This window comes from Actinopolyspora mortivallis, assembly GCF_003001495.1.
In the GTDB taxonomy this organism is placed as follows: Bacteria; Actinomycetota; Actinomycetes; order Mycobacteriales; family Pseudonocardiaceae; genus Actinopolyspora; species Actinopolyspora mortivallis_A.
Window position 1 is genome coordinate 92,337 of record NZ_PVSR01000008.1, and the last position, 18,955, is coordinate 111,291.

At 67.4% G+C, this 18,955-nt stretch carries 18 protein-coding genes and 3 tRNA genes; 16 read left to right on the forward strand and 5 right to left on the reverse strand.

Annotated features, from left to right (window positions below; translation table 11 throughout):
- Window positions 1-152 precede the first annotated feature (152 nt).
- The 5 genes from CEP50_RS08115 (at window position 153) to CEP50_RS08135 (ending at window position 1,668) form a co-directional block, all read left to right on the forward strand.
- A tRNA-Thr gene (locus CEP50_RS08115) sits at window positions 153-228 on the forward strand.
- An 83-nt stretch (window positions 229-311) separates the two neighbouring features.
- A tRNA-Met gene (locus CEP50_RS08120) sits at window positions 312-383 on the forward strand.
- Window positions 384-483: 100 nt separating this feature from the next.
- The gene (gene rpmG, locus CEP50_RS08125) at window positions 484-654 is read left to right on the forward strand and encodes a 50S ribosomal protein L33 (RefSeq protein ID WP_019852766.1); all 171 of its coding nucleotides are present in this window, start codon (window positions 484-486) and stop codon (window positions 652-654) included.
- 130 nt (window positions 655-784) lie between these two features.
- Entirely contained in the window at window positions 785-1,249 is a 465-nt protein-coding gene (locus CEP50_RS08130; protein ID WP_106113317.1) for a MaoC family dehydratase N-terminal domain-containing protein, read from the forward strand.
- Window positions 1,246-1,668 (forward strand): MaoC family dehydratase, encoded by a 423-nt coding sequence (locus tag CEP50_RS08135; protein WP_106113318.1) that lies wholly within the window; start codon window positions 1,246-1,248, stop codon window positions 1,666-1,668. Before CEP50_RS08130 ends, CEP50_RS08135 begins: the two co-directional genes overlap by 4 nt.
- A 202-nt stretch (window positions 1,669-1,870) precedes the next feature.
- Here the strand turns inward: CEP50_RS08135 and CEP50_RS08140 are convergent, their stop codons facing one another.
- The gene (locus tag CEP50_RS08140) at window positions 1,871-3,103 is read right to left on the reverse strand and encodes a pyridoxal phosphate-dependent aminotransferase (protein ID WP_106113319.1); all 1,233 of its coding nucleotides are present in this window, start codon (window positions 3,101-3,103) and stop codon (window positions 1,871-1,873) included.
- Between the two features lie 206 nt (window positions 3,104-3,309).
- On the opposite strand from CEP50_RS08140, the gene CEP50_RS08145 reads away from it, so the two are divergent.
- The 5 genes from CEP50_RS08145 (at window position 3,310) to rplA (ending at window position 6,199) form a co-directional block, all read left to right on the forward strand.
- Window positions 3,310-3,382: transfer RNA gene (locus CEP50_RS08145), tRNA-Trp, on the forward strand.
- Window positions 3,383-3,495: 113 nt separating this feature from the next.
- On the forward strand, window positions 3,496-3,885 hold the full coding sequence (secE, locus tag CEP50_RS08150) for a preprotein translocase subunit SecE (protein ID WP_106113343.1): 390 nt from the start codon (window positions 3,496-3,498) through the stop codon (window positions 3,883-3,885).
- A 94-nt stretch (window positions 3,886-3,979) separates the two neighbouring features.
- Window positions 3,980-4,783: a transcription termination/antitermination protein NusG gene (gene nusG, locus CEP50_RS08155; RefSeq protein WP_106113320.1), complete on the forward strand. Its 804-nt coding sequence runs from the start codon at window positions 3,980-3,982 to the stop codon at window positions 4,781-4,783.
- A 155-nt stretch (window positions 4,784-4,938) separates the two neighbouring features.
- The gene (gene rplK / locus CEP50_RS08160) at window positions 4,939-5,373 is read left to right on the forward strand and encodes a 50S ribosomal protein L11 (protein ID WP_019852772.1); all 435 of its coding nucleotides are present in this window, start codon (window positions 4,939-4,941) and stop codon (window positions 5,371-5,373) included.
- Between the two features lie 115 nt (window positions 5,374-5,488).
- Window positions 5,489-6,199 (forward strand): 50S ribosomal protein L1, encoded by a 711-nt coding sequence (gene rplA, locus CEP50_RS08165; protein WP_106113321.1) that lies wholly within the window; start codon window positions 5,489-5,491, stop codon window positions 6,197-6,199.
- 100 nt (window positions 6,200-6,299) lie between these two features.
- Here rplA and CEP50_RS08170 read toward each other — a convergent pair whose 3' ends face one another.
- Window positions 6,300-7,136 carry a hypothetical protein gene (locus tag CEP50_RS08170; protein ID WP_106113322.1) on the reverse strand — a complete coding sequence of 279 codons (837 nt, stop codon included), beginning with the start codon at window positions 7,134-7,136 and terminating at the stop codon, window positions 6,300-6,302.
- Window positions 7,137-7,482: 346 nt separating this feature from the next.
- On the opposite strand from CEP50_RS08170, the gene rplJ reads away from it, so the two are divergent.
- From rplJ to CEP50_RS08195, 5 genes are all read left to right on the forward strand, one after another.
- On the forward strand, window positions 7,483-7,998 hold the full coding sequence (rplJ, locus tag CEP50_RS08175; protein ID WP_106113323.1) for a 50S ribosomal protein L10: 516 nt from the start codon (window positions 7,483-7,485) through the stop codon (window positions 7,996-7,998).
- 84 nt (window positions 7,999-8,082) lie between these two features.
- Window positions 8,083-8,475 carry a 50S ribosomal protein L7/L12 gene (rplL, locus tag CEP50_RS08180; protein WP_106113324.1) on the forward strand — a complete coding sequence of 131 codons (393 nt, stop codon included), beginning with the start codon at window positions 8,083-8,085 and terminating at the stop codon, window positions 8,473-8,475.
- Between the two features lie 496 nt (window positions 8,476-8,971).
- Window positions 8,972-9,472: an STAS domain-containing protein gene (locus CEP50_RS08185; protein WP_181188271.1), complete on the forward strand. Its 501-nt coding sequence runs from the start codon at window positions 8,972-8,974 to the stop codon at window positions 9,470-9,472.
- An 83-nt stretch (window positions 9,473-9,555) separates the two neighbouring features.
- Entirely contained in the window at window positions 9,556-10,332 is a 777-nt protein-coding gene (locus CEP50_RS08190) for a Mut7-C RNAse domain-containing protein (RefSeq protein ID WP_106113326.1), read from the forward strand.
- Between the two features lie 731 nt (window positions 10,333-11,063).
- Window positions 11,064-14,219 (forward strand): ALF repeat-containing protein, encoded by a 3,156-nt coding sequence (locus CEP50_RS08195; RefSeq protein WP_106113327.1) that lies wholly within the window; start codon window positions 11,064-11,066, stop codon window positions 14,217-14,219.
- 490 nt (window positions 14,220-14,709) lie between these two features.
- Here CEP50_RS08195 and CEP50_RS08205 read toward each other — a convergent pair whose 3' ends face one another.
- The 3 genes from CEP50_RS08205 to CEP50_RS08215 form a co-directional block, all read right to left on the reverse strand.
- The gene (locus tag CEP50_RS08205) at window positions 14,710-15,561 is read right to left on the reverse strand and encodes a hypothetical protein (protein WP_106113329.1); all 852 of its coding nucleotides are present in this window, start codon (window positions 15,559-15,561) and stop codon (window positions 14,710-14,712) included.
- 317 nt (window positions 15,562-15,878) lie between these two features.
- Window positions 15,879-16,796, reverse strand: coding sequence for a hypothetical protein (locus CEP50_RS08210; protein ID WP_106113330.1), 918 nt, complete (start codon window positions 16,794-16,796; stop codon window positions 15,879-15,881).
- Complete coding sequence (locus tag CEP50_RS08215; protein ID WP_258175041.1) at window positions 16,793-17,206, reverse strand: hypothetical protein; 414 nt, start codon at window positions 17,204-17,206, stop codon at window positions 16,793-16,795. Before CEP50_RS08215 ends, CEP50_RS08210 begins: the two co-directional genes overlap by 4 nt.
- A 583-nt stretch (window positions 17,207-17,789) precedes the next feature.
- Between CEP50_RS08215 and CEP50_RS08220 the strand changes: the two genes are divergently transcribed.
- A partial coding sequence (locus CEP50_RS08220) for an ATP-binding cassette domain-containing protein (RefSeq protein ID WP_181188272.1) occupies window positions 17,790-18,955 on the forward strand: 1,166 nt, incomplete at its 3' end.

The window sequence follows — 18,955 nt, forward strand, 5'->3', positions numbered from 1 at the left end:
TGCACGCGCGGGGAGGGCGGCCTCCCTCCGTCGGCGAGCACCCCTCGCTGTACGGTGCTGGGTCTCGTGACCTGCGAAGAGGTCGAGACCCACCCCCCGGTGAAACCGGCTCGTGGATGTTGTGTAAAGTAGTAGTCGCTCCGCGAGGGCACGCCCCAATAGCTCAGTCGGCAGAGCGTCGCCATGGTAAGGCGAAGGTCTACGGTTCGAGTCCGTATTGGGGCTCCACAAGGGCGGCCGCGGTACTCGGTAAACTGAGTGCTGCGGCTGTCTTGTGAGGGTACGATGTACCCCTGCGGAATTGTCCGCGAGGCGGTGTAGCTCAGGGGCAGAGCAAACGGCTCATAATCGTTGTGTCGCCGGTTCGAATCCGGCCACCGCTACTCTTGCGGCAGAGATGCCGCCCGGCCCGGGGCGGTATCCACGTGGAGCGAACCGGGCGACCGGGCTCGCCCGGTTCCAGACACGAGAGAGAGGTCCCCCGTGGCTAAGACGCCCACAGATGTTCGCCCCAAGATCACTCTCGCCTGCGAGGAGTGCAAGGAGCGCAACTACATCACCAAGAAGAACCGGCGCAACGACCCGGACCGGATGTCGCTGAAGAAGCACTGCCCCCGGTGCAACGCGCACCGCGTGCACAAGGAGACCCGCTGAGCGGTTCGCGGGTTCCCGGCGGGCGGCTTCGCCGCCGACCGAGGTCGAACCAGGGTTCGTCGAGACGTGCAGGCCCGCCCCGGCAACGGCCGGGGCGGGCCTGATTTCGTCCTGCGATAGTCTGCCCGGCGTGCCGCTCGACGAAGGATTCATCGGACGTGAGTACCCGCCAAGCAGTCCGTACGAGGTCAGCCGGGAGAAGATCCGCGAGTTCGCGGACGCGGTCAAGGACGACTCCCCGCTGTACCGCGACGCCGACTCCGCCAGGGCCGCGGGCTATCCGGACGTGATCGCACCTCCGACGTTCGCGATGAGACTGGCGATGACCGCCCAGGACGCCGTGGTGGGCGACGACCAGCTCGGACTGGACTACGACCGGGTGGTGCACGGGCACCAGGCCTTCCGCCACCACCGCCCGATCCGCGCCGGCGACGTGCTCACCGCCGTGGTGCACGTGGACGACATCAAGGCCCGTGCCGGCAACGACTTCCTCACGGTGCGCGCCGAGATCGGCACCGTGGACGGCGAGCCGGTGTGCACGGCCACCTCCACCCTGGTGGCCCGGGGAACCGCCGAGGAGGGAGAGCAGGCGTGACAGCGACGTTGGCGCAGGTGAACAAGGGGGACGAGCTGCCCGCGACGAGCGTCCGTGTCACCAGGGGCGATCTGGTGCGCTACGCGGGGGCCTCCGGTGACTTCAACCCGATCCACTACAGCGAGTCGTTCGCGCGGCAGGTCGGGCTGCCCGACGTGATCGCCCACGGGATGCTGACGATGGCGCTGGCCACCCGCCTGGTCAGCGACTGGGTCGGGGACCCGGGTCGGATCGTGGAGCACGGCGTGCGTTTCACCCGTCCGGTGGTGGTGCCGGACGACGAGGAGGGGGCCCTCGTGGAACTGTCCGGCAAGGTCGCCGCCGTGAACGAGGACGGCACCGTCAAACTCACCCTCACCGCCAAGTGCGCGGGTCAGGGGGTGCTCGGAGGGGCCTACGCCCTCGTCCGCCTTCCCTGAGAGGGTCGGGCGCTTCCTCCGACGTGGTCGAGTAGCCGGCACGTGAGGCGGCGCCTTGCGGCGTTGGGCCGTTCTTGAGTAGGGACTACGCGGCGAACGGTCCGGCCTGGCAAGGCATCCGCCTCACGCACCGGGGAGACTCCTCGCGGTGCGGGTGAGGCGGCTCCGCCGCGTGTGCCGTCACACGGCGGTGTCGCCTCCGCTACTTCGCCTCGGAGAGGAGCTCGGCCATCCGGCGCACCCCTTCGGCGAGGTCCTCGTCACCGAGGGCGTAGGACATCCTGAAATAGCCCGGCGTGCCGAAGGCCTCCCCGGGAACCACGGCCACCTCGGCCTGTTCGAGGATCACCTCGGCCAGTTCGGCGCTGCTCTGCGGCCTGCGGCCCCGGATCTCCCTGCCGAGCAGCTCCCTGACCGAGGGGTAGGCGTAGAAGGCGCCCCTGGGCTCGGGACAGGTGACACCGGGGATCTCCGAGAGCCGCTCGACGATCGTGCGCCTGCGCCGGTCGAAGGCCTCCCGCATCTCGGCCACCGCGTCGAGGGAGCCGCTGACCGCCTCCAACGCGGCCCGCTGGGACACGTTGGACACGTTGGACGTCAGATGGGACTGTAGGTTGGTGGCTGCCTTGATCACGTCGTCGGGGCCGATCATCCAGCCCACGCGCCACCCCGTCATGGCGTAGGTCTTGGCGACCCCGTTGAGCACCACACAGCGCTGGGCCAGCTCCGGCACCGCCACCGGCATGGAGACGTGCTCGGCACCGCCGTAGACCAGGTGCTCGTAGATCTCGTCGGTGACGACCCAGAGCCCCCGCTCGGCCGCCCAACGGCCGATCTCGGCCACCCTCTCGGGGGGATACACCGCCCCGGTGGGGTTGGAGGGGGAGTTGAACAGCAGCATCTTGGTGCGCGGAGTCCGCGCCGCCTCCAGCTGCTCCAGGGTCACCAGGTACCCGCTCGACTCGTCGGTGGGAACCTCCACCGGTTTCCCCCCGGCCAGGGCGATGGCCTCCGGATAGGTGGTCCAGTAGGGGGCGGGCAGCAGCACCTCGTCGCCGGGGTCGAGCAGCGTGGCGAAGGTCTGGTAGACGGCCTGTTTACCGCCGTTGGTGACCAGCACCTGGTTGGGGCGGATCTCGTAGCCCGAGTCGCGGGCGGTCTTGGTGACGATCGCCTCGCGCAGCTCGGGCAGCCCGCCGGCCGGGCTGTAGCGGTGGTTGCGGGGGTCGGCGCAGGCCTGCTGGGCGGCGCGCACGATCGGTTCGGGCGTGGCGAAGTCGGGTTCCCCGGCTCCGAAGCCGATCACCGGCCGGCCCTCGGCCCTGAGCGCCTTGGCCTTGGCGTCCACGGCCAGGGTGGCCGACTCGGCGATCGAGCCGACGCGGGCGGAGACACGTGCTCCGTCGGGAGTCGTTGGTGTTTCGGGTGCGGCCATGTGGTCATCGTCGCAGACGAGCCCCCGGCCGTGACGAGCCGTGCCCACCGACAACGGCCTCAGGGGGAGTCGGTTGAAAATCGACTTCCGCCGTGCCGTATACTTCCTGAACCGGAACACCCGCACGGGCCTTCCGCCACCCCGCTCTTTCGGCGGAGGCGGGCGGCGAGTAGGGTGTGCCGGCGTGGTCGGGAAACCGATCATGAAGGGGTGTAGCTCAATTGGCAGAGCAGCGGTCTCCAAAACCGCAGGTTGCGGGTTCGAGTCCTGTCACCCCTGCGTCGACGTAGACGGTGAGCTAGCAGGATGTGGAGGACATCGCCGGGCTCACACTCGGCGAGTCCCACCACGGGCGGGCTCACGCGTCCGACGAGCGCCAGCTAGGAGGGGGCGTGAGCGAGGACCGCGAGCAGGAGTCGGGTGAGGACCGCGACGAGCAGGCCCGTCCGACCAGTGCCGCCGCGCGCCGTGGGCGTCGGGCTTCGGGACGTTCCAGCTCTCGCAAGGAGAGCGGTGGTACCGGCTCGAAAGACGCTTCCGCTCCCAAAGGGAGGCCGACTCCCCAACGGGACGGTCGAAGCGAGCGTGTTTCGCTGTTCCGCAGGATCGGTCGCTTCCTTCGTGAGGTGGTCGCTGAGCTCCGTAAGGTCATCTGGCCGACGCGCAAGCAGCTATTGACTTATACTGCGGTGGTGCTGGTGTTCGTCAGCATCATGGTCGCGTTCATCGCCGGTCTGGATCTGCTCTTCGCGCAGGGCGTGCTCCAGCTCTTCGGCGAGTGAGACCCGGCCATGGGCGGTTAGAGGCCCGCACGAACGTGCGGTGGCGGATGCCAACCACCAGGCACGCAACGCACGAGAGGAAGCGAGACCCACTGTGACCTCCCACGACGGCCAGGATCTGACCGGCCTGTCCGAAGAACAGGACACCGCGGCCGAGGAGCACGCGGACGGTTCGGACGCCCCCGAGCCCACCTCGGAGGAGCGGGACAGCGCCGCGGTCACCGAAGACGCAGAGGACAGTGCGTCGGCTTCCGAGGACAGCGACGAGGAAGCCGAGAGCGACCCGGTGGAAGAGCTGCGTGCCATGCTCAAGCGCGCGCCGGGCGAATGGTACGTCGTGCACTCCTACGCGGGCTACGAGAACAAGGTCAAGAGCAACCTCGAACACCGGGCCCAGACGCTGGACGTCGAGGACTACATCTTCCAGGTCGAGGTGCCCACCGAGGAAGTCACCGAGATCAAGAACAACCAGCGCAAGTTCGTGCAGCGCAAGGTGTTGCCCAGCTACGTCCTCGTGCGGATGGAGCTCAACGACGCCTCGTGGTCGGCGGTGCGGAACACGCCTGGTGTCACGGGCTTCGTCGGTGCCACCTCGAAGCCCTCCCCGCTCAGCACCGAGGAGGTGCTGAAGTTCCTGGCGCCGCAGGCCGAGCGCGAGGCCAAGCAGGCGGAGAAGAAGTCCGCCGCGGCGGCCTCCAAGCAGGAGGCCGGGGGCCAGCCCGTGGAGGTGGACTTCTCCGTCGGCGAGTCGGTTACCGTGATGGACGGCCCGTTCGCGACGCTGCCCGCCACGATCAGCGAGGTCAACGGCGAGGCGCAGAAGCTCAAGGTGCTCGTCTCGATCTTCGGGCGTGAGACCCCGGTCGAGCTCTCCTTCGACCAGGTCTCCAAGATCTGACCCGCCTCCGTATCCTGGGGCGTGGTTGCCGCGACGGCCGGCAGGGGTCCGTCGTGGTTCTTCGGTGGGCGGTCCGGCGCGCGGGCCGCCCGTGACCGCTGTCGGGCCGGGTGTGCCCGACACGGAGAACAAGGAACGAAGACAGGAAGAACGAAATGCCGCCCAAGAAGAAGCGACTCGCAGCGATCGTCAAGCTGCAGATCTCGGCCGGTCAGGCCAACCCCGCGCCGCCGGTCGGTCCGGCGCTGGGTCAGCACGGCGTCAACATCATGGAGTTCTGCAAGGCCTACAACGCCGCCACGGAGAACCAGCGCGGCGACGTGGTGCCGGTCGAGATCTCCGTGTACGAGGACCGGTCCTTCGACTTCAAGCTCAAGACGCCGCCGGCCGCCAAGCTGCTGATGAAGGCAGCGGGTGTGCAGAAGGGCAGCGGTGAGCCGCACAAGTCCAAGGTCGGTTCGGTCACCACCGAGCAGATCCGGGAGATCGCCCAGACCAAGTGGCCCGACCTGAACTCCAACTCGATGGACGAGGCGGAGAAGATCATCGCCGGGACGGCCCGTTCCATGGGGCTGCGGGTCCAGGACTGAGAGCTCGCTCGCGTGAGCCCGGCGCTTCCGGGACACGCCCGATAATTCACTCGACCGGATGTGGGAGGGCTGGCGCGGCCCAGCACCACAACTGATCCGTGGAACAGGAACAGCAATGGCAAAGCGCAGCAAGGCGTACAAGCAGGCAGCGGCACTGGTGGACCGCAACCGGGTCTACAGTCCGAAGGAAGCCATCGAACTGGCCAAGAAGACCGCCACGACCAGGATGGACGCCACCGTCGAGGTGGCCCTGCGGTTGGGCGTGGATCCGCGCAAGGCGGATCAGATGGTCCGCGGCACCGTGAACCTGCCGCACGGTACCGGCAAGACCGCCCGCGTCGTCGTGTTCACCTCCGGCGAGAAGGCGGCCGAGGCCGAGGCCGCCGGGGCCGACGCGGTCGGCTCCGACGACTTGATCGAGCGTATCCAGGGCGGCTGGCTCGATTTCGACGCGGCCGTGGCCACCCCGGACCAGATGGCCAAGGTCGGTAAGATCGCCCGGGTGTTGGGTCCGCGTGGCCTGATGCCGAACCCGAAGACCGGCACGGTGACTCCGAACATCACCAAGGCCGTGCAGGACATCAAGGGCGGTAAGATCAGCTTCCGCGTGGACAAGCAGGCCAACCTGCACTTCGTCATCGGCAAGGTCTCGTTCTCCGACGAGGCGCTGCTGGAGAACTACGAGGCCGCCGTGGACGAGGTGCTGCGCGCCAAGCCCGCCGCCTCGAAGGGGCGCTACCTCAAGAGGGTCAGCTTCACCACCACCATGGGACCGGGCATCCAGGTGGACCCGAACCAGACCCGGAACCTGGCCGAGGCCGCCTGAGGTTTCCCGTCCCCCTACGGACGACGCACCGGGCCGTTCCCTCCTGGGAGCGGCCCGGTGTTCTTCCCGTCCCGTTCTCGGCCCGCTCGGCGGGGCGGGCTCAGTCGCAGTCGGCGCTCGTGTAGCCGTCGATCTTCCAGCCTCCCGAGGGCTGGCGGCTCATGACGAACTCCCCGAGCCGTGGGCCCCCGCTCACCCGCAGTGCGCAGGAGGACACGCTCGCCCGGTCTCCGACGATCCGTGCCGCGTCGCGGGTGAGGTCCGGGTTCTTGTAGGCGTAGCGGTCGGTGATCCGCTCGTGCAGCCCGCGCGCCGCCCCGGCGCAGTCCCGCGCCTCGTGCACCCGGGCGAACTGCTCCGCGGCGGAGGCGGTGAACAGCAGGCACACGTCGGTGGGGGAGTCCCCGGCCAACAGGTCGTGCACGGCCACCACCGCTCCCCGGGGGGAGGTCTGCAGCACGGCCGATCCGCGCTGCCCGCCCCCACCGCCGGAGGCACCCGGGGGAGCCTCCCTGCCGCCTCCGCCGAACATGCCGTTGTACAGGTACGTCAGCACCAGCACGAGCACCAGCAGGTACAGCAGCCTGCGCACGAACCGGAACCGCAGCACGCGCAGCGCTCTGCGGTACCAGGGGCGCTGTCGGGTGCCTCCGCCCGTGGTGCTGTCACCGCCGGGGGAGACCTCGCCGTGGCGGCGCTGCCACTCCTGGAAACGGCGGAACTCCAGGAACTGCTGGTACTCCCGGAATGCCTCCTCGTCGGAACCGCTCGGGGGGCCGTCCCGGCCTCCGGGGGGTCGTGCCGTCGGGGACGGGGTTCCGTGCTCGGCGGGATCGGGCACCACCTCGGCGTCGACGACCTCGGGCTGGTTCGTCGCGGGGGAAGGGTTCCGCCGGGGATCTTCGGAGGACTCCGAGGGATCACGGTGATCGGCCACGACAACATCATGCCGCCCGGGGCAAGGCCCCGCCCGAGCCGGGCGCTCCGACGGGGGCGGGAACCGGTCCGCGCTTGACCACGGGGGGTGGTTTCGCCGCCCCGGGAAGGGTGCCGTACCCTGGAGCGGGTTCCACCAGAGACCGCTGGTCTTCTCCTCTCCGCACGTGTGAGGAGAACGAAGGTCCCGTAGAGACGGGCGACCCGCGCAGGAGGGACGAGGCTGACGCACGCGCGAGTCGCGCGTAGGATCTTCACGCCCCGTGCCGAATGCGCCGGGGCGTTTTGTCGTCTCAGGGCTCTTCGCGACCGGCCACACAGTCGCGAGGCACTAGAGAGGAGGCGACATGGCGAGGCCCGAAAAGGTTGACGCGGTCAACGAGCTCTCGGAGAACTTCAGCAACGCGACCGCGACGGTCGTGACCGAGTACCGCGGACTGACCACGGCCCAGCTCAAGGAGCTGCGTCGTAACCTCGGTGAGGACGCGACCTACCGCGTGGCGAAGAACACGCTGGTTCGACGCGCGACCGAGCAGGCGGGTGTCGAGGGCATCGACGACCTGATCCAGGGGCCCACCGCGCTCACCTTCATCAAGGGTGAACCGGTGGACGCGGCGAAGACGCTGCGCGACTTCGCCAAGGACCACAAGGCCCTGGAGATCAAGGGCGGCTACATGGACGGCCGTCCGATCAGTGCCGGTGAGGTCGAGCGGATCGCCGACCTGGACTCGCGCGAGGTCACGCTGGGCAAGCTGGCCGGCGCGATGAAGGCGAAGCTCAACCAGGCCGCCGGCATGTTCGCCGCCCCGGCTTCCCAGGTCGCGCGGATGACCGAGGCTTTGAAGGCCAAGAAGGAGGAGTGACTTCGGTCCGCCCGTGCGGTCCGAGGCCCCCGCGAGCAACCCGTGCGCCGCGCGGCGGCGCCGTGCCGAGAAAGGAACACCACCATGGCCAAGATGAGCAACGAAGAGCTGCTGGACGTCTTCAAGGAGATGACGCTGCTGGAGCTCTCCGAGTTCGTCAAGCAGTTCGAGGAGACCTTCGACGTCACCGCGGCCGCCCCGGTCGCCGCTGCCGCCCCGGCCGCCGCCGGCGGTGCCGCCGGCGCTGAGGAGGAGGAAGAGCAGGACGAGTTCGACGTCATGCTCGACGACGCCGGTGACGAGAAGATCAAGGTCATCAAGGCTGTCCGCGAGATCGTCTCCGGCCTGGGCCTGAAGGAGGCCAAGGAGATGGTCGAGAACGCGCCGAAGCCGGTTGTCGAGAAGGTCGACAAGGAGCGTGCCAACGAGGTCAAGGGCAAGCTCGAGGAGGCCGGCGCCAAGATCAGCCTCAAGTGATCCAGCGCTTCCGCGGGAAGGGGTGGTCGCCCGAACGGGCGGCCACCCCTTTTTTCGTGTCCCGGAACCCGACTCTGCGGTGCGTGTTCGCCCACGACGCTTTATCCCCCTTTGGGGTGATTTTGTCGTGAACGGTATGTAAAAAAATGCTTCCGCTTTTCTGAGTCGAATCTGAGTGAATTCTGAGAAAACAGCACCGGGAAACACGGTACGTGGTCGCTCCGGAGGAAGATCGAATCGTGCCCCGCCTGGTTTCGATCATTCTTGTCGATCGACTGTCACCCTCTGTGCGCAGGGGCTTTGAACGTTTTCAGCTGTGAGCTGTTTCTCTTGGCGAGCGTTGTGGCCCCTGGCTACAGTCGGCGGTGACGTCGGGTCGTACGAAAAAGACTCCGAAAGGTCGCATTCGCGAGTGCGATGCGTCGTGGCGCGATCATCGAATCAAGAGCGGGACGTCGGCTCTGCGCCACCTTGGTGAAACCAAAAGGTGGATCATATGACTGAAACATCGTTTCGGGGAAGCGAATCCGTCGCCGAATACGTGCGTGCCGTGGAGGAGAGCAGCGGGAACGTGCCGTTCCGCCTGAGTACGGAGCGACCGCGGAGCGGCGTGATCGTGGTCAGCGTCTTCGGCGACCTGGACATGGTGACCGTTCCCCGCTTCACGGAGGTCGTCCAGCAGCGGGTGGACTCGTCCGCCCCGGTGATAGTGCTGGACCTGACCGGAGTGACCTTCCTCGGTGTCGAGGCGATCAAAATGCTCGCGCAGCTCGACCTGCGCGCCCATCTCTCCGGGAAGCGACTCTCGTTGGTCACCGGTGTGCGGACGGTGGACCGCCCCCTGGAGGCGCTGGGCATGGCCGCGCGGTTCACCTACGGGAGCAGACCGGTGTTCGAACCCTACACCGGCAGCACCGAGGTAGTGCCGCCGCGCCGGCCCGGCACGACACCGCCCAGACAGCGGACCGGCGGGGAACGAACCGCGATGATTCGTTGAGTGCGGTGCGCGAACGGCAGGGGCGGGTTCCCGTGACGGAGGAACCCGCCCCTGCCTCACGTCGGAAGCCAGGGACGGCGATCATGACCTCGCCCACCTCCGGGAGCACGAACAGCGGGGCCACCCACGGGAGCGTGTTCGTGCGGCCCGCGCGCGAACTGCTCGCCTTCCTCGCTCCCCGCAGACGACGGGAACTGGTCCGGGTTCCCTACGACGGGACGGCCTCGCTGGGGCATCTGGTCCAGTCGCTGGGTGTGCCCCTCACCGAGGTGGGAGAACTGCTGGTGGACGGCGTGCCCGCCCGGGCGGTGGACCGGCCCGCCGAGGGCGGGATCGTGGACGTGTCACCGCTGCGGTGGCCGGAGGAACCCGGCAACCGTTTCGTGCTGGACGTGCACCTCGGCACCCTGGCGCGCCGGATGCGGCTGCTGGGGATCGACACCGCCTACCGCAACGACGCCACCGACGACGAGCTGCTGGCCGAGGCCGCGCGGCAGCGGCGTGTGCTGCTGACCAGGGACCGCGGCCTGCTGTGCCGTCGGGCGCTGTGGCGGGGGGCCTATGTCTACGGTTCCGAGCCCGCCGAGCAGCAGGCCGAGGTGCTCGCGCGGTTCCGGCCGGAGTTGCGGCCGTGGAGTCGCTGTGTCTCCTGTAACGGGAGGCTGTCGGGGGTTTCGAAGGACGAGGTCTCCGCCCGCCTGGAGTCCGGTACTCGCCGCTGCTACGACACCTTCGCCCGGTGTGTGGAGTGCGGGCGGGTGTTCTGGCGCGGTGCGCACAGTCCCGGTCTGCGTCGGATCGTCGAGTCGGCGCGGCACCGCCCCAGATGGGAGCAGTGGCGGGGGGATCCGGAATGGTGACTCCTTGACGGGGGCGCGAGGCGCTTCGCGCCTTTCTGATTCCGTTGTTCTTGACGTGCGTCGCCAGTCCGCGAGCCGAATTCGTAGATTGCACTGGGAATGGATCTCGGCCACGAGTTCCGGTCCGCCGAAGTCCGCGATGCGGCACTCCCAGCACGGATGATTGGTCTGCTCCTTCACGGGTGATGATTCCCCGGGCCGCGGGCGAAGTCGTACTCATCAGCGATGTCATCGTAGTGCTCCTCGTCCTTTTCGACGAAATCGCCGCATTTTGTCGATTCCGCGCTGGTGTTTCCTGCTCTCCGGTTTTACTCCTCGAGTCGTACCGTGCGAAATCCTTCCTCGAAGGAGATTTCCGCTGTCATCGTTCTTGTTTTTGGTTTGGCGTATTCGGTTTCGGGAGATGTGGAAAAGCGGTTTCTTCCAACGGAAAGAGATGTCGAGTATTGACCCTTTCGGGGGTATGGATTGATCTTTTCGGGTGATTGATTCGAGTTTTTTCCCGGAAGATGGGGTGTCAAATTATTGTGATAAGATACACATCTCCTTGTGTTCGACTGTCCACTTCTTTGTCGAATTGTGACAAAAATAAATTCTCTTCCGAGGTGTTGCCCGTGTGATCAAGATGTGCGAACGTGCCCTGTCGCGTGTTTCGCGATGATCAGGAGAGAAACCACGTGTTAGGACACGACAGGAAAAGACGTGTCGCCAAGCGCGGCACCGGATACCGTGTGGGACTGGCCGCCGGTATCGCCGTCACGACGGTTACCGCGATGATGGGCAGCGCGCCGGCCGCGTCGGCCGAGGCGAGTACCGTCTCGCCGAGTGAGCGAGCTCAGGTGGTGCAGCTGTGGCGCGAGGGTGGCCTGGCTACCCGTGAGGCCGCCGCCGAGGCACTCGCGGGCGGCGACGACGCGATACTGGATTTCCTCAACGGTGGCCAGGAAACCGCCGCACACCAGGATCTGCGCATTCGTACTTTGCGGATGATGGACAAGGGCGGCCCCGCCACGAAGCAGGCCGCCAACCAGGCGTTGGAGACCGACACCGACGCGGCGCTGCGGGAGTTCCTGGATACCGGTTGGAAGCAGCCCTACCACACCGATCTGCGGTTGTGGGTGGTGCAAACCAAAGCAGCCGGTGGTCCCAGTGTGAGCAGTGCCGCCGAAACGGCGTTGGACACCGATACGACCACCGCGTTGGAGGAGTTCCTAGAAACCGGTTGGAAGCAGCCCTACCACACCGATCTGCGACTGCGGGTGGTACGGGCCAAAGACGGGGGCGGACCGCATGTGAAGGAAGCCGCCGAGCGCGCGTTGGACGCCGACACCGATGCCGCGCTGCAGCGGTTCCTCAATTACGAGTGGGAAGTCGCGCGGGCGCGTGACGCGGAGAAAGCCACCGTCACCGAACTGGTCGAGCGTGCGGAGAAGGCGGGCGAGAAGGCGCGGAAACGGACCGCTGCCGCCGAACAAGCCAGCGAAAAGGCGGTAGAAGCGGCCGAGAAGGCCAAACTGGCCGCGCAACGGGCCAAGGCCGAAACCGAGGCGGCCAAGGGAGACACCGTACGGGCAAGCGCCGCTGCCAGGGAAGCGGCCAGTCTCGCCAACGAGGCAGCTGATGCGGCCAGTACCGCGATATCGGCCGCCGCGGCGGCAGACCGTGCCGCTCGGGTGGCGGCCAACGCGGCTTCGCGGGCCGCGTCGGCGGCGAGTCTGGCCGGACAGGCGGCTTCGCGGGCTTACTCGGCGGCCTCCGCCGCCGCGCGGGATGCCAGCCAGGCACAAGCCGCCCGTGATGCCGCCGCGACGGCACGGGACGCCGCGGCAGGAGCGCAGCGTGCTGCTGATGCCGCTCGAAACGCCGACAACGCGGCCGATCAGGCAGCCAGCGCGGCACAGTCGGCGGCCAGTGCTTCCGACAACGCGGCAGCGGCCGGCGCGGCTGCCAGCGAAGCGGCCCAGCAGGTCGGTGTAGCCGAGGACGCCGCAGCGGCCGCCGAACAGGCGGGGGCCGAGGCCCGGGCCCAGGCCCAGCGTGCGAGGCAGGCGGCCAATGCGGCCACTTCCCTGGCCAACCGTTCGGGGGACGCCGCCGCGGAGGCCGCTGCCGCTGCGGACTCGGCGGCGCGGCACGCCAACAACGCCGCCAAGGCGGCCGAGGACGCTGCCGAACACGCGGGAGAGGCCGAGGACGCGGCCGCCGAGGCCACCCGGCACGCCAACGCCGCGATCGAGGCAGCGAACGCCTCCACCACCGCGGCCGAACAGGCCCGCGAGGTCGTGAAGCTGGCACGAGAAGCCGATGCGGAACGGCTCGCCCAGGAAAAACAGCGCACGATCGATGCGGCAGAGCAGGCGAAGCAGGCCGCCAAGGAGTCCAGATACGAGAAGACCTGGGACGTCCGTGAAAAGGCCCTCATCGAATCCGAGACCCAGCGGCTCCTCGACGCGGCGAGCGCGCCCGATGCCTCACCCGAGACGGTGCTGAGCAAGGGCAGGCAGGCCGCGGTCAACATCATGCGCACCGGAGGACCCTGGAGCAGACAGGCGGCGCAGCACGCGTTGTCCGGCACCGAGGCGGATGTACGCCAGTGGGTCGAGTCGGGACGCGAGAGCGCGATGAACTCGGACAACCGTTCCCGGGTGGCTCGTATCGCGGAACTGGGCGAGCCCGCCAAGTTGCGTCAGGCAGCCGAGCAGGCGTTGCGGGGAACGGCCGCCGACGTCAACGAGTTCCTGGCGAACCAGGACTATCCGGGGCGTGTCACCGATGAGCGGGTCCGCGTGGTCCAGATCCTGGACGGTGCCACCGGACCTGCCGTCAAGGATGCGGCCGAAGCGGCGTTGAACGGTACCGAGGCGGATGTCCACCAGTTCCTTACTGAGGGACAGTACAGCGCTCGTGCCACCGATGATCGCGTCAACACGACCCGCATCAAGGACGGTGGTGGTCCCCACGTACGTGCCGCGGCCGAAGCGGCACTACGGGGCAGTCCGGCCTGGACCCGCTCCTTCGTGAAGTACGGGCAGTACATCGCCAAACAGCTCGACCACAGGATGGCTGTCCACAACGCCGAGATGAACAGGTTGGTCGAGCGGGGGCTGCAGGCGGCCGCGGACGCACAGCGGCAGGCCTACAAGGCGGCCCAGGCCGCGGCCGAAGCACGTGGCGCGGCAGCGGAAGCGAACGGTTACGCGCAGCAGGCAGCGGACTCCGCGAACAAGGCGGCCGATTACGCCAGCCAGGCACAGGCATCAGCCGATGAGGCGCGGGCAGCGGCACAACGGGCCGCGGATTCGGCGAGTGCGGCCCAGAGCGCGGCGGATTCGGCGGAGCAGTCCGCGCATGAGACCGCGGTTTACGCGGCCAGGGCGAGAAGGTCCGTTTCCGATGCGCGTAGCTACGCGCAGGAAGCTTACGCCGCTGCTGACGAGGCACGCGACGCTGCTTTGCAAGCGGGCGAAGACGCCGTGGCGGCCGCGGCAGCGGCTGTGCAAGCTCGTCAAAACTCAATCGACAAAAACCGAGAAAAATACATTCAGAAAAGAAAAGACCGGCCAGAGCTCGCCGAGGAAAAAATCATCCTGGTGAAGCAGAAAATCGAAAGATGTACTGTCATTGATCCAAACGGAAAGACAAAGAAAGCTTTTTGTCTGGCCAAGGATGAGGGGTACGGCTGGGACGATTTTGGGACAGATTTGAGTATAGTCGGTAGCGCGGTCGGTTCCGGTACGGGAGCTGGTGCGTTAGTCGGTTGCGCGGCCGGTGCTATTATGGGGCCTCCAGGGTGCGCGGGCGGAGCAGGCGTTGGTGGTGCTATCGGCACGGTCGGTGGATTTATAGTAGGGGTAGGAACGGTTTTCGCTCGTCACTTATCCCAGTAGGATTCGGATGGTTGTGAATTTCATGTCGAACACTCGGAAGTCGATGTATTTAATTTTTGTTGCGGCTTTCTTTGCGTATTTTCTGGCGGGTTTTTTTTCTGTAAAAATTTGGCCCGACAATATTGTCATGCAGCGCATAGTGGGCTTCTCGGGTATCGTGGTTATTACGTTCATTACGGTGTTGGCCTACTTCGGCTACAAGAAGAGTTAGTCCTGTTCTCGCTTCGGGTGTTCGGGACGCGCTCGAGTGCGTCCCGAACACCCGAAGCTTGTACTGTGGAGGGAACGAGAGGGGCGCGCCACACGACGGGTGGTGTTGGTGCCCGTCCGTGGTGGTGCACGATCTCCACACCCTTGGCGTGTTCTTCCGCGAGGGCGAGGCCGGTGGTCCGGTGCTTCGACAGGTCACCGAGATCGTGGGGCTGGTCGGGCTCAACAGTGCCTCCGGGCAGCACGGCTGCTTCCGGAGAGGAGGCCACCAGGCGCGGTGTCACCCTCGCCCGCACCGATCCATGTCGTCGTCGACTTTTTTGAAGCAGTGAGCCGTGTGCGCTCCCAGCCCACTCAGGATCAGCATGGGATGAAGAACTCCTCGACGGCAGCCCGCGACGAGCGCGGGAACGAACCGCTCTCTAACAGCCGCGACGTCGCCTTCCGGAGCACCGAGGACAACTTTCTCCAGAGCTTCGAAGACCTTCGCCCGGCTCGCTCGGTCGATCTCGTGGAAGTCGCGGACGAACTCGGAGGCCATGTTCTCGACCCGGTGCTCCAGATCGTAGTCAGGTTCCGCGCTCCTCGCTTCCGTTGCTGTGTTCAGCAGTCTATCATCGGCGCTCGCCAGGAGATCGCAGGAATCTCGCAGCAGCGCCACGGCGGCACCTGGGGGTTGCGGTTCGGGAGGCTCCCGAAAAGTCATCCAATAAGGGACCGCTGCTCCTGTCCGCGTGTTCCAAAGTTTGATGTAGTGCCGAGACTCCTCGCCAAGCTCGTGCCAGATGGTCGCCAGGTCGAAGTCACCGCGATCGTAGGCACTGACAAGGGCTTCGAGAAAACCGGTGGCCACAGCGTTCTGCTCATGTTCGGGACCGGAAACGAGCACCTCGTTCAGGCGTCCGAGCAACTGCTCCCGCTGCCAGGCGCTCATCCGGTTCACCCGAGCGGCGAACGAGGAACCCAACGCAGCAAGCCGCAACAGCACCGGGTAGTCGTCCTCCTCTTCGGGATCTTCCGAAGCACTGTCTGCTCCATCCGCGTGCCAGTCGTCCACGGCCGCACTGTCAGCGGCAGCCAGCTCGGGACTGATACCGGACAGCTCAGCCCACAGCCGCGAAGTCGATATCATCTTCTTTCCAAGACGTTCCTCAAAACGTTGATGACCTGCTTCGCTGCATCCCGATCACTGCCCGCCGCTTCTCGAGCCGGTTGGGAGTTGAGAGCAGCATCGTGGGCCCTTCGACCGATCCCTGGGCCCGTTGCGCGTCCCTGGCCGCTTCGCCGGCGGCGTTGCGGGTTCCGGCAGCAGGTTATCCCGTCGGGGTTGGCCGGGACTGACCACCGAGTTCCGCTCTCCCCGTGCCCGTGAGTCGTCGCGGGGAGTTCGCCTCGCCCGGCTGTCGGCGTCGGTGCCGCCCCGGTCTCGGAGGGGAGTGGTTGCCGGGTTCAGCGGGCCGTGGTGGCCTGGCACCACAGTTCGATGCGCGTGGTGCCCGTGGCGGTGGGGTCGGCGCCGTACCAGGTGGCGGTGACCCTGGTCTCCCCGTCGTCGTCCAGGTGGACCGGCCGGGTCCAGGTGCCGCCGTGGAGGAGCTCCATCAGTTCGAAGGCCGCCGCCTCGGGGGTGTGCTGGATCCGCCACAGCTCCACGTCGACGCGCACCCGCCCGTTGTCCAGCACGGCGGGCTTGTCCAGGCGCACGGTGACGATCTCGCCCCACCAGAACCTGCTCAGCAGCCCGGCGAGCCTGTTGGCCTGCTCGTGGGCCTCGTGGCCGTCGCAGCCGGTGGTCTCCACGCGCAGCAGGAGGCGGCAGTCGTTCCGGTTCCTCCGCGTGGCGGACACAGGGGTCGCCACGACCTCCTCGAACTCCTCGGCGGGGTCGTCGAAATCGTCGAGGATCTCCTCGATGTCGATGTCCTCCGGCGTTCCCGGCCAACCAGGGTCGTGCACCGCCAACTCGTGGTCCACCGTGGACGACGGGAGCAGGTCGGCCCGCTCGCGCAGTGGTTCGCACAGCCGGGCCACCCCGTCCGCTCCGGTGCTCGCGGGATGGTCGTGCGCGGCGACCCCGAGAGCTCCCAGGCGTTCGGAGGCGATGCGCAGGCAGGCCTGGCGTCCGTCCTCGGATCTGGGCTCGTAGCCGTCGTGGCGGACCAGCCGCACCCGGTGTCCACCGTCGGGATCGGCGGTGACCTCGAAGTCGGTGGGGGCGAAGGCGTCGAGCAGGGCGTGGCAGTCCCGCATCACCGCCCCGAAGTCGGTCTCGGACAGCGTGAGCACCAGCACCGTCACCACGAACGGGGGGCTGTCCTCCGGGGAGAAGCGACCGTGGGACTCGGGTTCTTCGTGATGGGCGGTCATGCGTTATCGGTGTCCCACGGGTCGCTTCCGATGGTGGCGCGCAGCTGGTAGTGCACACACGAGGGATGGATCAGTGCGGCTTCCTCCGGGCTCTTCGAGCAGTCCTCCACGGCCCAGCCCTGGTCGGGATCGAAGAGGATGTTGTAGTCCGAGGCCAGGCCGAGGGCGTGCAACACGCGGTCGCTCCACACCTCCACGTCCCGCAGGGTGCGGGCGGAGGCGGTGTTGGTGGTGCCGACCAGCACGTCGAACTCGTGGTGGCCGTGCTCGGGGGAGTGGTGCAGCACACAGTGCTTGGGTTCGAGCTTCGCCAGCAGTGGGCCGAACTCCCGGGCGGCCTCGGCCGTCGACTCGCTGGTGACGAGCAGGTGCAGCCCCACGGTCACGTCGTCGTGTCGGACCTCGTTCAACGCGGCCCCCACTCCACGTCGCGGAGGGTCACCGATCCGGGACCGCGAGTGGCTGTCGCCGGTGAGCATCGTCCGCCGGGGCCGTGTGTCGGGGCGTGCGTGGGCAGCGTGCCCTCCTCCTCGTCGTCGTGCCGATGCCTCACGCGCCATGCTAGCTGCTCTTTCGGGCTGGTGGCGAGGGGTTTTGCGGCTACGTCAACCGTCCGAGGGCCCGGTGTGGTGCGCGGCACGTGCGAGGGGAAACGGGAGTCCTCAGTGGAGAGATCCTCGCACGGGACGCGTCGGGAGGGACACCGGGGGTGGTTGCCGTGTCCACCCGTGAATCCCCGAGAGGTCGAAGCGGGCCCGTCCGACCGAACACCGCGACTCCGTACGGATCGGCACGGTTGGTCCGAACGGGTGTATCCCGATATGTGGTCACACCGAAATCGACCCGAACCCCGAGAGTAACCCCCGTCACATCCGCCTCGTTGGGGGTGTGACACGTTCTACGTACGTTAGTCGTGTCACACGAAAGGGCCGGTTGCCCGAGCCCACACCGGAGGGGCCGGTGCGGGTGCCGACAAGCGACGCGGAGGTGCGGATGGGTGTCGAAGTGACCGTCGAGGGGCTGTCCAAGTCCTTCGGGTCGCAGAACATCTGGTCCGACGTCACACTGACCCTGCCCACCGGCGAGATCAGCGTGCTGCTCGGTCCTTCCGGGACCGGCAAGTCGGTGTTCCTGAAAGCGCTGGTCGGGCTGCTCACCCCGGAGCGGGGCAAGGTCGTCATCGACGGGGTGGACGTCTGCGACTGTTCGGAGAGCCAGCTCTACGAGGTGCGCAAGCTCTTCGGCGTGCTGTTCCAGGACGGTGCGCTGTTCGGTTCGATGAACCTCTACGACAACATCGCCTTCCCGCTGCGCGAGCACACCAACAAGGGTGAGACCGAGGTCCGCCGCATCGTGCAGGAGAAGATGGAGATGGTCGGCCTCGTCGGGTCGGAGACCAAGCTGCCCGGCGAGATCTCCGGTGGGATGAAGAAACGCGCCGGACTGGCCCGCGCCCTGGTGCTCGACCCCGAGATCGTGCTGTTCGACGAGCCCGACTCGGGACTCGACCCGGTGCGCACCGCCTATCTCAACCAGCTCATCGTCGACCTCAACGCGCAGACCGACGCCACCTTCCTGATCGTCACCCACGACATCAACACCGCCCGCACCGTGCCCGACAACATCGGGATGCTCTACCGACGGCACCTGGCCATGTTCGGCCCGCGCGAGATGCTGCTGACCTCCACCGAGCCCGCCGTGGAACAGTTCCTCAACGGCCGCAGGGCGGGACCCATCGGCATGAGCGAGGAGAAGGACGCGGGCCAGACCGCGGCCGAACTCGCCGCGCTCGGCGCGGACAGCGGTGTTCCCGAGATCATTCCCCAGCTCGGGGTGTCGGCGGGTGTTCCCGACAGGGCCGCCGTCCACCGCAGGCAGGAACGGGTGATCGCCGAGCTGGACACGCTCGCCCCCGGCGCCAGGCAGGCCGTGATCAACAGCCTTCCGCCGGCGGAGCGCGCCCGGCACGGACTGGGCACTCCGGACTCCCCGGTCACGCAGGACCTCTCCGGGGCCCCGCCCACGGAGAACCTGCCCACCGACCGCATCGCCGCCCTCCCGGAACAGTCCACACCGGACACAGCTCCGGACGAGACGTCCGGTGCGCGGCCGGAGAACGCGGCCCGGCGGGTTCCCCGCCCCACCCCGCACCCCCGGTC

Bases quoted from the DNA above. Each gene is read 5' to 3' on its own strand.
- CEP50_RS08140 (WP_106113319.1), bottom strand. From the start codon at position 3,103: ATGGCCGCACCCGAAACACCAACGACTCCCGACGGAGCACGTGTCTCC.
- rplK (WP_019852772.1), top strand. From the start codon at position 4,939: ATGCCGCCCAAGAAGAAGCGACTCGCAGCGATCGTCAAGCTGCAGATC.
- rplA (WP_106113321.1), top strand. From the start codon at position 5,489: ATGGCAAAGCGCAGCAAGGCGTACAAGCAGGCAGCGGCACTGGTGGAC.
- rplJ (WP_106113323.1), top strand. From the start codon at position 7,483: ATGGCGAGGCCCGAAAAGGTTGACGCGGTCAACGAGCTCTCGGAGAAC.
- rplL (WP_106113324.1), top strand. From the start codon at position 8,083: ATGGCCAAGATGAGCAACGAAGAGCTGCTGGACGTCTTCAAGGAGATG.
- CEP50_RS08185 (WP_181188271.1), top strand. From the start codon at position 8,972: ATGACTGAAACATCGTTTCGGGGAAGCGAATCCGTCGCCGAATACGTG.
- CEP50_RS08190 (WP_106113326.1), top strand. From the start codon at position 9,556: ATGACCTCGCCCACCTCCGGGAGCACGAACAGCGGGGCCACCCACGGG.
- CEP50_RS08205 (WP_106113329.1), bottom strand. From the start codon at position 15,561: ATGATATCGACTTCGCGGCTGTGGGCTGAGCTGTCCGGTATCAGTCCC.
- CEP50_RS08210 (WP_106113330.1), bottom strand. From the start codon at position 16,796: ATGACCGCCCATCACGAAGAACCCGAGTCCCACGGTCGCTTCTCCCCG.